General features: G+C 58.5%; 10 protein-coding genes. All 10 read left to right on the forward strand.

The annotated features are described in order from the left end of the window. Positions 1–684 precede the first annotated feature (684 nt). The 10 genes from BFL40_RS06910 to BFL40_RS06955 all read left to right on the forward strand — a co-directional run bounded on the left by BFL40_RS06910 (position 685) and on the right by BFL40_RS06955 (position 12,406). Positions 685–1,425, forward strand: a complete 741-nt coding sequence (locus BFL40_RS06910) for a flagellar basal body rod protein FlgF (protein ID WP_071483249.1) — start codon at positions 685–687, stop codon at positions 1,423–1,425. Between the two features lie 66 nt (positions 1,426–1,491). Beyond that, complete coding sequence (gene flgG, locus BFL40_RS06915; protein ID WP_071483250.1) at positions 1,492–2,277, forward strand: flagellar basal-body rod protein FlgG; 786 nt, start codon at positions 1,492–1,494, stop codon at positions 2,275–2,277. Positions 2,278–2,330: 53 nt separating this feature from the next. Continuing rightward, positions 2,331–3,026, forward strand: coding sequence for a flagellar basal body L-ring protein FlgH (gene flgH / locus BFL40_RS06920; protein ID WP_071483251.1), 696 nt, complete (start codon positions 2,331–2,333; stop codon positions 3,024–3,026). A 27-nt stretch (positions 3,027–3,053) separates the two neighbouring features. Next, positions 3,054–4,142 carry a flagellar basal body P-ring protein FlgI gene (locus BFL40_RS06925; RefSeq protein WP_033901075.1) on the forward strand — a complete coding sequence of 363 codons (1,089 nt, stop codon included), beginning with the start codon at positions 3,054–3,056 and terminating at the stop codon, positions 4,140–4,142. A 4-nt stretch (positions 4,143–4,146) separates the two neighbouring features. Beyond that, positions 4,147–5,412 carry a flagellar assembly peptidoglycan hydrolase FlgJ gene (gene flgJ / locus BFL40_RS06930; protein WP_071483252.1) on the forward strand — a complete coding sequence of 422 codons (1,266 nt, stop codon included), beginning with the start codon at positions 4,147–4,149 and terminating at the stop codon, positions 5,410–5,412. Positions 5,413–5,422: 10 nt separating this feature from the next. Then, positions 5,423–7,459, forward strand: a complete 2,037-nt coding sequence (flgK, locus tag BFL40_RS06935; protein WP_071483253.1) for a flagellar hook-associated protein FlgK — start codon at positions 5,423–5,425, stop codon at positions 7,457–7,459. A gap of 14 nt (positions 7,460–7,473) precedes the next feature. Next, on the forward strand, positions 7,474–9,057 hold the full coding sequence (locus BFL40_RS06940; RefSeq protein ID WP_071483254.1) for a flagellar hook-associated protein 3: 1,584 nt from the start codon (positions 7,474–7,476) through the stop codon (positions 9,055–9,057). Positions 9,058–9,333: 276 nt separating this feature from the next. Then, on the forward strand, positions 9,334–10,263 hold the full coding sequence (locus BFL40_RS06945; protein WP_071483255.1) for a ketoacyl-ACP synthase III: 930 nt from the start codon (positions 9,334–9,336) through the stop codon (positions 10,261–10,263). Between the two features lie 265 nt (positions 10,264–10,528). Beyond that, positions 10,529–11,971, forward strand: a complete 1,443-nt coding sequence (locus BFL40_RS06950; RefSeq protein ID WP_071483256.1) for a flagellin N-terminal helical domain-containing protein — start codon at positions 10,529–10,531, stop codon at positions 11,969–11,971. 75 nt (positions 11,972–12,046) lie between these two features. Further along, positions 12,047–12,406, forward strand: coding sequence for a flagellar protein FlaG (locus BFL40_RS06955; protein ID WP_071483257.1), 360 nt, complete (start codon positions 12,047–12,049; stop codon positions 12,404–12,406). Positions 12,407–12,463 lie beyond the last annotated feature (57 nt).

A 12,463-nucleotide genomic window follows, 5' to 3' on the forward strand; every position in this document is an offset into this window, starting at 1 on the left:
CGTGGTTAATGGGGCGCCTGAGATCAAGATCACAAGCAGATCAAAAGCAGAGCACGGCGGCCTGAAAGCCGACCTGAGTGGTGTGGATCAAAAGCCAGATCAGAAGCAGGGCAGAATGCAGTTTCCCTGATGTATGGAGCACCCACATTACTCGACCGCTTTTGATCTACACCACTCAGGTCGGCTTTCAGGCCGCCGTGCTTTTGCTTTTGATCTTGATCTTAGGCGCCCCGTTAAACCACGCTGGCCGCAAGTAGGCACGGTGGAGCGGGGAAACCGGCAAGGATGCCGGTTTAGCCGCGCTGGGCCAGGGATGGCCCATCGCGGCGACCCGCGGAGCCGTGCCGGAGTGCGGGCACACCGAGCCTAGGCGAGGTGCCGAGTGGTGGGGCAAGAGCCCTTTGCTTACTTTGGGGCTTTTCCAAAGTGAGTCGCTGTAAGAGCGAAACCATAAGCGGCCGTTACCACAGCAACGGATATACACACCAACCAACCGCTCGTTGCCGTAAGCGGCATAACTCCGCCGTCTTTCCGACTCTCCCCCAACCCAAACTCCCAGACACCCCCGAGCAAACCCCCGCCCCACCTACACTTCCCCCAATTTCAAAAAGTTGGTTCGCAAATTGCTTAAGCCTCATCAGTACAGCGGTGGGCGGCAAGCGTCCGTCAGAAAGAGGAAAAAGCGTGGACAAGTACCTTTATGTGGCAATGACCGGCGCCAGCCAGAATGCTCTGGCGCAGAAGGCCCATGCCAACAATCTGGCGAACATTTCCACCAACGGTTTCCAGCGTGACCTGGAACAAGCGCGTTCGATGCCGGTGTTCGGTGACAGCTTTCCGGCGCGGGCGTTTGCCATGACCGAGCGGCCAGCCACCGACTTTACCCCTGGCGCGATGATTGAAACCGGTCGTGACCTCGACGTGGCCGTCAGCGGTGACGGCTGGATGGCCGTGCAAACCCCGGATGGCAGCGAAGCCTACGTGCGCAGCGCCAGCATGAACGTGGATGCACTGGGCGTGCTGCGGGCCGGCAACGGGATGCCGATCATGGGCAACGGTGGTCCGATTGCCGTGCCGCCTCAACAGAAAATCGAAGTCGGTGCCGACGGCACCATCAGCATCCGCGCCATGGGCGAAGGCCCGCGAGTGATGGCTGAAGTGGACCGGATCAAGCTGGTCCAACCCGACCTCAAGAACATGAATAAAGGCCTGGACGGGACCATCCACACCAAGGATGGCCAGCCGGCCCAGGTTGATGCCAACGTGAAGCTGACCTCGGGTTTCCTGCAGGCGAGCAACGTCAATGCCGTGGAAGAAATGACGGCGGTGCTGGCGCTTTCCAAGCAGTTCGAGCTGCACATCAAGATGATGAACAGCGCTAAAGAAGACGACCAGGCCATGACCCGCGTTCTGGCGATGAGCTGATTGCAGTCTCACAAAAACTAATTTTGCAGCGCAGCGCCAACAAACAGGCGCACGAAGGAGAACAGCATGCTTCCGGCTCTATGGGTTGCCAAAACAGGTTTGTCCGCCCAGGACACCAACCTGACCACCATCTCCAACAACCTGGCGAACGTGTCGACCACAGGCTTTAAACGTGATCGCGCCGAGTTCCAGGACTTGCTCTATCAGATCAAACGCCAGCCAGGCGCCCAGTCGACCCAGGACAGCGAACTGCCATCGGGTCTGCAATTGGGTACTGGTGTGCAGATCGTCGGCACCCAGAAAAACTTCACCGCCGGTAACCTGCAGCAAACCGGTCAGCCGTTGGACCTGGCCGTCAACGGCAAGGGTTTCTTCCAGATTCTGCAGCCGGACGGCACCACGACTTACACCCGTGACGGTACCTTCCACCTGGACGCCAACGGCCAGGTGGTGACAGCCAATGGTTTCGCCCTCGAGCCGGCCATCGTCGTACCCAACAACGCCCAGACCTTTACCGTCGGTAATGACGGCACCGTGTCCATCACGGTTGCCGGTAACCCAGCGTCGCAAGTGATCGGCAACCTGCAAACCGCCGACTTCATCAACCCGGCCGGCCTGCAGGCCATCGGTAATAACCTGTTCCTGGAAACCGCCTCCAGCGGCGCGCCGCAAATCGGCACCCCTGGCCTGAACGGTTTCGGTACCACCCTGCAAAGCACTCTGGAAACCTCCAACGTCAGCACGGTTGAGGAGATGGTCAACATGATCACCACCCAGCGTGCCTACGAGATGAACTCCAAGGTGATTTCCACCGCCGACCAGATGCTTTCGTTCGTAACGCAGAATCTGTAATCAAGTCTATGGGGCGCCATTGATGGCGCCTGCAGCACCGTGAGGTAAGGGTCATGAATCGCTATGTTTCTGTTCTGGCATTGAGTGGGATCGCCGTGCTCGCGGGCTGTGTCGCCCCGACGCCAAAACCCAATGACCCGTACTACGCGCCGGTGTTGCCACGCACGCCTTTGCCTGCGGCCGCCAACAATGGCTCGATCTACCAGGCCGGTTTCGAACAGAACCTGTACAGCGACCGCAAGGCATTCCGGGTCGGTGACATCATCACCATCACCCTGAACGAGAAGACCCAGGCCAGTAAAAACGCCAATTCACAGGTGGGCAAGACAAGCACCAACAGTATTGGCCTGACCTCGTTGTTTGGTGCCGTGCCGAACACGAACAACCCGCTGGGCAGTGGCGACCTGAGCCTTAACGCCGGCTATAGCGGCAACCGCGCCACCAATGGCAAGAGCGCCGCCGGGCAGGGCAACAGCCTGACGGGCTCGATCACCGTGACGGTTGCTGATGTGTTGCCCAACGGCATCATCGCCGTTCGTGGTGAAAAGTGGATGACCCTCAACACGGGTGATGAGTTGGTGCGTATTGCCGGGATGGTGCGGGCCGACGACATTGCCACTGACAACACCGTGTCTTCGACGCGGATTGCCGATGCACGTATTACCTACTCGGGTACGGGTTCGTTTGCTGATGCGAGTCAGCCGGGCTGGTTCGACCGTTTCTTCCTTAGCCCGCTGTTCCCTTTCTAGGTGGCCACTTTGAAACTCAAACAGCTGATGGCGGCGGCATTGTTGCTGTCCCTGAGCGCAGTCGCCCAGGCTGAACGCCTGAAGGACATCGCCAGCATTTCCGGCGTGCGCTCCAACCAGTTGATCGGTTACGGCCTGGTGGTGGGGCTCAACGGTACGGGTGACCAGACCACCCAGACTCCGTTTACTCTGCAAACCTTCAACAACATGCTTTCGCAGTTCGGTATCAAAGTGCCCGCGGGTTCGGGCAACGTCCAGCTGAAGAACGTTGCGGCGGTGTCGATCAGTGCCGACTTGCCGGCGTTTTCCAAGCCGGGCCAGGTGGTGGATATCACCGTCTCGTCCATTGGTAACTCAAAAAGCCTGCGCGGCGGCACACTGTTGATGACGCCTCTCAAAGGTATCGACGGTAATGTCTACGCCATCGCCCAGGGCAACCTGGTGGTGGGCGGTTTTGACGCCGAAGGTCGCGACGGTTCGAAGATCACCGTCAACGTGCCATCGGCCGGTCGAATCCCGGGTGGCGCTACGGTTGAACGTACCGTGCCCAGCGGTTTCAACCAGGGCAACAGCCTGACCCTGAACCTTAACCGTTCGGACTTCACCACCGCCAAGCGCGTCGTTGACAAGATCAACGACATGCTCGGTCCTGGCGTGGCTCAGGCCATTGATGGTGGCTCGATCCGCGTAACGGCGCCGCTGGACCCAAGCCAGCGTGTCGACTACCTCTCGATTCTGGAAAACCTTGAGGTTGATCCGGGCCAAGCCGTGGCCAAGGTCATCATCAACTCGCGTACCGGCACCATCGTGATCGGCCAGAACGTCAAGGTATCGCCGGCGGCTGTGACCCATGGCAGCCTGACCGTCACCATTACCGAAGACCCGATCGTCAGCCAGCCTGGGCCTTTGTCCAACGGCCAGACGGCGGTGGTTCCGCGATCGCGGGTCAATGCCCAGCAAGAAGCCAAGCCGATGTTCAAGTTCGGCCCCGGCACCACCCTGGACGAGATTGTCCGCGCGGTGAACCAGGTGGGCGCAGCGCCCGGCGACTTGATGGCGATCCTCGAAGCTCTGAAACAGGCCGGCGCCTTGCAAGCCGACCTGATTGTGATCTAAGGCCATGGCCATGGATATGCGCAAGAGCGGGCTCAGCAGCACGGCGGACTCGGGGTCTTACTCCGACCTGAACCGGCTGAACCAGCTTAAGGTCGGTGACAAGAACAGTGAAGGCAACATGCGCAAAGTGGCGCAGGAGTTCGAGTCGCTGTTTTTGAGCGAGATGCTCAAGTCGGCGCGCTCGGCCACCGATGCGTTGGGCAAGGACAACCCGCTGAATACCCCGGCTGCCAAGCAGTATCAGGAAATGTACGACCAGCAACTGGCGGTCTCGATGTCCCGCGAAGGTGGCGGTATCGGTTTGGCCGATGTGTTGATGCGTCAGATGCAGAAGAACAAGCCGGTGGACGCCCAGGCCGCTACCTTGCAGGGCCCGGCGGCGGCTACGCCAGCCAAGAAGGTTGATGTGCCAACCGAGATCGCTGCGGGTACCAAGGCTGACGGCCCGCTGGGCCGTTCCAATGGTCAGCGTCCCCTGTGGGCTTACCGCGTGGCGGTCCCTGAAGGCACAAACTCCCACGCCAACGACGTGGCACTGATGAATCAGCGTCGTATTTCCTTGCCGAGCAAACTGACGGATCGCCTGTTGGCCGGCATCGTGCCAAACACTGACCTGAGCACGGTTCCCAAGGCTGCGCCGCTGCGTAACAGCGCCGCCGATGAAAATGTGGTCAATAGCGCCGCTCGCGGCTTTGCGGTCGCACCGAGTGGGCGCATGCAGGTTTACGGCCGCGCCGTGGCTCAGCCACCGTTGGCGCCGGCGAAGAAAGCCTTCAACTCGCAGGATGAATTCGTCGCCACCATGCTGCCGATGGCCAAGGCGGCCGCAGCGCGTATCGGTGTCGATCCGAAGTACCTGGTGGCTCAGGCAGCCCTGGAAACCGGTTGGGGTAAATCGGTGATGCGTGCCGAAGATGGCAGCAGCAGCCACAACCTGTTCGGCATCAAGGCTGGTCAGAGTTGGCAGGGCGGCCAGGCCCGCGCGATCACCAGCGAGTTTCGCGATGGGGCGATGGTCAAGGAGACGGCGCAGTTCCGTTCCTACAATTCCTACCAGGACAGCTTCCATGACCTGGTGACATTGCTGCAAAGCAATGATCGCTATAAAGAAGTTGTGAAATCAGCCGACAACCCGGAACAGTTTGTACGCGAGTTGCAAAAAGCCGGATATGCAACCGACCCGGACTACGCCAGCAAGATTTCGCAGATCGCCAAAACGATGAACAGTTACCAGAATTACGCTGCCGCGGGCGCATCCACTCATTTATAAGGTCTGAATCATGAGTTTGCTCAATATCGGGATGTCGGGGCTCAACGCCGCTCAAGGATCGTTGTCGGTCCTGAGTAACAACATTGCCAACGTCAACACCCCGGGATACTCGCGTCAGCAGACCACCCAAAACGCCAGCGCCTCCAATCAGTTCGGTGGCGTGTATATCGGCAGCGGCACGACCTTGGCGGATGTGCGCCGCATTTATAACGATTTCCTCGGCGCCGCCTACCAGAACAGCACTTCGCTCAATAGCGATGCCACTGCCTACGCAGGCCAGGCCGCCGCCATCGACAAGACCTTGTCGGACAAGTCCACCGGTATGTCTGCGGCGCTCAGCGCATTTTTTTCCTCGATGCAAACCGCCGCAGCCACCCCCAGCGATGTGTCCGCCCGGCAACTGTTGCTGACCAGCGCCCAGACCTTGAGCAACCGTTTCAATTCGATTTCTACGCAGTTGACCCAGCAGAAAGAGGGCATCAACAGCCAGCTGAGCACCATGAGCGACCAGGTCAACAAGCTGACCTCGTCGATTGCTTCGCTGAACAATCAGATCTCGCAGGCCCAGGGTTCGTCGAGCAGCGCGCCGAACAACTTGCTGGATGCGCGCAATGAAGCGGTACGTTCGCTCAATGAGCTGATCGGCGTTACCGCCACTGATAAGAACGGCCAGTACAGCATCACCACCGGAACCGGGCAGTCGCTGGTAGAGGGCGGTATTGCCAATACGATTTCCGCCGTGCCCAGCAGCACCGATAACAGCCAATACACCATCCAGCTCAAAATGGGCGATACCGCGATGGACATCGGCTCGGTGGTTACCGGTGGCAGCATTGGTGGCCTGTTGCGTTATCGCAGTGATGTGTTGACGCCGGCCATCAACGATTTGGGTCGCATCGCGATTGCCACCGCCGACACCGTTAACAGCCAGTTGGGTCAGGGTTTGGACCTGAACAGCGATTTCGGCTCTTCGCTGTTTGGCGATATCAACAGCGCGGCAGCCATCTCCCAGCGTAGCCAGGCGGCGGCTGGTAACAGTGCAGGCTCCGGCAACCTGAACGTGACGATTGCTGACAGCAGCAAGCTGTCGACTTTCGACTACAAAGTCACCTTCACCAGCGGTAACCAGTACAACGTGGTGCGTTCCGATGGCAAGGCCATGGGGTCGTTCGACACCACCACCACGCCGCCGCCGGTGATCGACGGGTTTACCCTCGCGCTCAATGGCGGCGGGGCGGTAGCTGCCGGTGATAGCTTTAAGGTCAGCCCGACAGCCAATGGCGCCAGCGGAATCACGGTCGCTCTCAAAGATCCAAACAAGATCGCGTTTGCCGGGCCATTGGCCGGCAACGCCAGCAAGACCAACACCGGTACCGGCACGTTCACGCCACCGACATTGACAGTGCCGCTGGATATCAATGGCGGCGCCGCTACTGCTCAGTTGCGCACCGGGATCGCAAACTCGATGCCGGTAAAGATGGTGTTCGGCAAGCCTGCGGCGGACGGCACCCAGTCGTATACGGTCAACGACGCCCAGGGCAACTCGATCGGCACCGGCAGCATCATTCCGGGCCAAGGCAACAAGATCACCATCAATGTGCCGATGCGCGATGCCACGGGGACGTTGATCCCGGGTAAGAGCTTCAGCTTTGACACCACTGTGGCCGGTGCGCCCGCCAACGGTGACAGCACTACCTTTTCCTTCAACAGTGGCGCCACCTCCGATGGTCGCAACGCTCAGCAGTTGCTGGGTTTGCAAACCAAGGCCACGGTCGGTGCGGTCGATGGCAATGCGGGCGTGAGCCTGGTCAGTGCCAACAGCCGGCTGGTGTCCCAGGTGGGCTCCAAGGCCGCCCAGGCCAACACCGACAGTACTGCCACCGGTGCCTTGCTGGCGGCGAACAAGGCTGCCAGTAACTCGGTGTCTCAGGTCAACCTGGACGAAGAGGCAGGCGATATGATCAAGTTTCAGCAGTACTACACCGCGTCGTCGCAGATTATCAAGGCCGCGCAAGAAACCTTCAGCACACTGATTAACGCCCTTTAAAGGAGTCTGGAACGATGCGTATCTCTACACAGCAGTATTTCGACACCAGCTCCAGCAAGTATCAGGATAACTATTCAGGTGTGGTGAAGGCCCAGAATCAGGCGAGTTCCGGTGTCCGCGTGCAGACCGCGGCGGATGATCCTGTCGCGGCTGCCCAATTGCTGCTGTTGCAGCAACAGAAAGACATGCTGGGGCAGTACACCGGCAACATCACCAGTTTGCAAAACTCGCTGACCAACGAAGAAAGTGTGCTGTCGAGCATCAATACTGCGTTGCAAACCGCGCAGGGTTTGGCGCTGCAGGCCGGTAACCTCAAGCTCAACGATAATGACCGCAAGGCGATCGCCAGCCAGGTGGGTGCGCTTGAGGATCAGGTGTTGGGTCTGCTCAATACCAAGGATTCCAGCGGCAACTACATGTTCTCCGGAGCCAAGACCGACACGCCGCCCTATAGCCGCAATAACGACGGTACCTACACCTATCAGGGCGATGAAACGCCGCTGAGCCTGCAAGTGTCGAGCAACCTGTCGATTTCTACGGGCGATACCGGTAAGACCCTGCTGGAAAGCTCCTCCAATACGGGTCGTACTCAAACCACACTGTTGCCGCCTGCTGTCAATGACGGCAAGGTCGGGATCTCGGCAGGTTTGATTACCTCCGGCACGGCTTACTCCAAGAACTTTGCTGATGGCCAGCCGTATAAGCTGACCTTCGCCAGCAGCACCCAATACAGCGTGACCGATAAAGATGGTAACGACATTACGTCCGAGATCACCGGTAACGGTACGTTCGACGCCACTAAGGAGGGCGCTTCCAGCGTCAATCTGCGAGGAGTCAAATTCGACATCACCCTGAACCTGGGTTCGGATGTCGCCCCGGGTGCGGCCTCTGATGCGTTGGTGGCGGGCAAGGCGTTCACGCTGGAAAGCAAGCCGGACACGTTCAGCAGTTCGCGTACGGCGAGTAATGCGTCCACGGCGCAATTGACCGGTGGCCGGGTTACAGACCAGGCGGCCTACGGCAGTACCTTTCCCAACTCGGGTGCGGTGATCAAGTTCACCAGCGGCACTGCTTACGATGTGTACGCCCAGCCCTACACGGCGGGCAGCAAGTCGATTGCTTCGGGCACCATCGCCGCGGGCGCGACGTCGATCACCACCGCCGGGGTGACCTTTGATGTGAGTGGTACGCCGGGGGCGGGTGATCAGTTTTCCGTCGGCGCCACCAGCAACAAGAATATGAACGCCCTGGATACCCTGGGCCAATTGCGCAAAGCCTTGGAAACCCCTGCGGATGGCAACCAGGTTGCCATGAACAAGCTCAAGGATGTGGTGAACACTACCATTGGCAACCTGGCTAACGCGTCGGCACAGATCGATCAGGTGCGGGGCTCCATTGGTGCGCGCCAGAACGCCCTGGATATTCAGGGACAGGAAAACACCAGCCTGGGGTTGGCTAATACCTCCACGATGTCGTCACTGGCGAACGTCGATATGGGGCAGGCGGCAATTGACCTGACATTGCAGCAGACCATGTTGCAAGCCTCACAACTGGCTTTCGTGAAAATCTCCCAGTTGAGCCTGTTCAGCCGGATGTGATCGGCGACAGGACTGACGGCCCACCCTGGCAACAGGGTGGGCCGTTGTCGTTTTTGGCGCCGGAATGTTGCCGGGTTTTGCACAAAGCGCAGAAAATTGAGTGACCTGTGAGTCATGAAGCGCATCTTCACTGTATCGTGTGAAAAGGATAAGTCGTCTGCGGGTCTTTGCGCGGCGGCTTTCAGCGACGTTTTTACGGGGTTATCCCCTTTATTGTCAGCACTTCCGGCGTAGTCCGAGGGGTGTTCTCCAGCTATTTAGTATTGGGAAGCCACAATGATTGGCATAAAAAGCATCGCCAGTTACGTGCCGGCAGACGGGGTCGATAACTACGCCCAGGGTGCCAAATTCGCCAAGGATGAAGATTTCATCATCGGCAAGATCGGTTCGGCGTTCCTGCCGCGTAAGGATGCTGCGCAGGAAACCTCCGACCTGTGCGTCGAGGCGGTCAATGCCTTGTTTGCCAACAATCCCGATTTGAAGCGCGAATCCATTGATGCGCTGATCGTCGTTACTCAGAATGGCGATGAAGAAGGTTTGCCGCACACGGCCGCTATCGTCCAGGACAAATTGGGCCTGCCGACCCATGTGGCAGCCTTTGATATCTCCCTCGGCTGCTCCGGCTACGTCTACGGCATCTATGCGATGAAGGGCTTCATGGAAGCCACCGGCCTGAAAAACGGCCTGCTGATCACTGCTGATCCATATTCGAAGATCGTCGACCCGGAAGACCGCAACACCACCATGCTTTTTGGCGATGCCGCCACCGCCACCTGGATGGGCGAAGATGCCCCTTGGTTGCTGGGCAAATCGAAGTTCGGCACCGATGGTTCCGGCGCGCCGCACTTGAAAGTCAGCGATGGCGTGTTTTTCATGAACGGCCGTCAGGTGTTCAACTTCGCCTTGCTCAAGGTGCCGGCGCATTTGCACGAGCTGCTCGACGAGTCGGACCTTAAGGCTGACGAGATCGACGCGTTCTGCATTCACCAGGGCAGTGCGGCGATTGTCGACGCCGTGGCCCGGCGTTTCGAAGATGCACCGGTGGAGAAATTCATCAAGGACATGGTCGAGACCGGCAATACCGTGTCCTCGAGTATTCCGCTGTTGCTGGAGAAGCACATGTTGGATGCCAACTGGAAGCGTGTCGCAATCAGCGGGTTTGGTGTGGGCCTGTCGTGGGGTTCGGCAATTCTCTATCGTCCGTGATGCCCTGAGAGCGCTGCACACAAAAACGCCCAGGCTTGAAAAAGCCTGGGCGTTTTTATTTGGCGCCAGAAAATCCAGCAATTGCGGGTGTTTGAGCTAGCGTAAATGCTTGAATTACAAAGGGTGGCACCGTGCTAGTAAAAAAAATCAAAAAAGTCCTCAAGAGACCTGACTTCACGACGATAACTATTACGAAGGTTCTCTAGGCACACCCGGCGGTTGCCAGGGCCGGAAGCCGCAGTACACCACCCACGAGGATTTCGTCATGGCATTAACAGTAAACACTAACCTTGCATCGCTGAACGTTCAGAAAAACCTGAACAATGCTTCCAACGCTCTGCAAACTTCCATGCAGCGCCTGTCCTCCGGCCTGCGTATCAACAGTGCCAAAGACGATGCGGCCGGCCTGCAAATCTCCAACCGTCTGACCAGCCAGATCAACGGCCTGGGCGTTGCGATCAAAAACGCCAACGACGGTAGCTCGATTGCTCAGACCGCTGAAGGCGCGATGCAGCAGTCCACCAACATCCTGCAAAGCATGCGTACCCTGGCTCTGCAATCCGCCAACGGCTCGCCAAGCGCTGAAGACCGTAAGTCGAACCAGGCTCAATACGCAGCGCTGACTGCTGAATTGACCCGTATTGCTACCACCACCACCTTCGGTGGCAAGAACCTGCTGGACGGTTCTTTCGGTACTACTTCGTTCCAGGTCGGCGCTAACGCCAACCAGACTATCGACATGACTATCGGTAACGTAGCGGCCAACAACATTGGTTCGCAACAGCTGAAAACCCAAGCCCTGACGCCATCCGCAACCGGTATCACCGGCGGTGCGATCAACGTTACCGGCGGCGGTCAGTCCACTACCGTAACTCTGGCTGCTGGTGCTTCCGCCAAGCAGATCGCTGCTCAAATGAACGGCGCTGTCGGCGGCCTGGCTGCGACTGCCAGCACCGTAGCTCAGTTCACCGTTAACGCCGCTACTATTGCTGGCGCTACTCCTCCAAACGCCAACTTCACCCTGCAAGTGGGTAGCGGTGCTGCGGTCCAGTTCACCGGTGTGACCAGCACTTCCGACCTGGCTAGCCAACTGTCGTCCAACGCTGCCAAGCTGGGCATCAGCGTTAACTACGATTCGTCGACTAACGCCCTGTCGATTAAGTCCGATACTGGTGAGAACCTGACCTTCAACGCTGGCGACGGTGGTGCTGCTGGTATCTCGGTTGCAACTCAAGGCGGCAACGGCACATTTGGTACTGCTGCTGCACTGACCGCTACTGCTCTGGTTGCTACTGGCCAGGTTTCGCTGAACTCTTCCAGCAGCTACTCGCTGAACGGCGCTGGTGTAACAGGTGTGTTCGCCGCGGCAGGTACTGCTGCCAACTCCGCCAAAACCACCGTCAACAACACTGACGTGACTACCGCTGCCAACGCGCAAAACGCGATTGACGTGATCACTCAAGCGATCTCGGACATCGACTCCCAGCGTGCCGGCCTTGGTGCTGTACAAAACCGTTTCGACAACACCGTTGCCAACCTGACTAGCATCGCCGACAACTCCAGCGCCGCTCGCGGCCAGATCCAGGACGTTGACTACGCTGCTGAAACTGCTCAGTTGACCAAGCAACAAACCCTGCAACAGGCATCCACCGCGATCCTGTCCCAGGCCAACCAACTGCCGTCCGCTGTACTGAAGCTGCTTCAGTAATAGCAATGGGTAGATGACTGACGGAAGGGCGCGTTTACGTGCCCTTTTGTCTTTTGTGTGATGAGGAGATTGGACATGGACATGAGCGTCAAGTTGAACCTGTCTTATCCTGCAGCGGCGCCGCAGAGCGTTCCTGCCCCTATAAGTGCTGACCCGCAGAAAACCAAGGTAGAGCCTACGGTTGCCGCGGTCGAAACCAAGCAAGACTCGAAGCCGTCCGACCTTGAACAGGCGGTGACGGATATTCGCAAATTCGTCCAGGCTGCCCAGCGCAACCTGGATTTTTCCATCGACGCCTCCACCCATCAGGTGGTGGTCAAGGTCATTGCGACCGAAAGCGGCGAGGTTATTCGTCAGATCCCTTCGGAAACGGCATTGAAACTCGCACAGAGCCTTCACGACGCTAGCAGCTTGCTGTTTGACGCTAAAGTCTGAGCTGGCATGAATTTTGTTGCTGTAGCTGCTTGAGGCGTCGTCCGTCAAGAAAGCGCC

Source organism: Pseudomonas costantinii, from assembly GCF_001870435.1.
GTDB lineage: Bacteria > Pseudomonadota > Gammaproteobacteria > Pseudomonadales > Pseudomonadaceae > Aquipseudomonas > Aquipseudomonas costantinii.

What these genes read in the sequence shown, in the direction of transcription:
- flgG (WP_071483250.1), top strand. Translation starts at nt 1,492, where the DNA reads ATGCTTCCGGCTCTATGGGTTGCCAAAACAGGTTTGTCCGCCCAGGAC.
- flgH (WP_071483251.1), top strand. Translation starts at nt 2,331, where the DNA reads ATGAATCGCTATGTTTCTGTTCTGGCATTGAGTGGGATCGCCGTGCTC.
- BFL40_RS06925 (WP_033901075.1), top strand. Translation starts at nt 3,054, where the DNA reads ATGGCGGCGGCATTGTTGCTGTCCCTGAGCGCAGTCGCCCAGGCTGAA.
- flgJ (WP_071483252.1), top strand. Translation starts at nt 4,147, where the DNA reads ATGGCCATGGATATGCGCAAGAGCGGGCTCAGCAGCACGGCGGACTCG.
- flgK (WP_071483253.1), top strand. Translation starts at nt 5,423, where the DNA reads ATGAGTTTGCTCAATATCGGGATGTCGGGGCTCAACGCCGCTCAAGGA.
- BFL40_RS06940 (WP_071483254.1), top strand. Translation starts at nt 7,474, where the DNA reads ATGCGTATCTCTACACAGCAGTATTTCGACACCAGCTCCAGCAAGTAT.
- BFL40_RS06945 (WP_071483255.1), top strand. Translation starts at nt 9,334, where the DNA reads ATGATTGGCATAAAAAGCATCGCCAGTTACGTGCCGGCAGACGGGGTC.
- BFL40_RS06950 (WP_071483256.1), top strand. Translation starts at nt 10,529, where the DNA reads ATGGCATTAACAGTAAACACTAACCTTGCATCGCTGAACGTTCAGAAA.
- BFL40_RS06955 (WP_071483257.1), top strand. Translation starts at nt 12,047, where the DNA reads ATGGACATGAGCGTCAAGTTGAACCTGTCTTATCCTGCAGCGGCGCCG.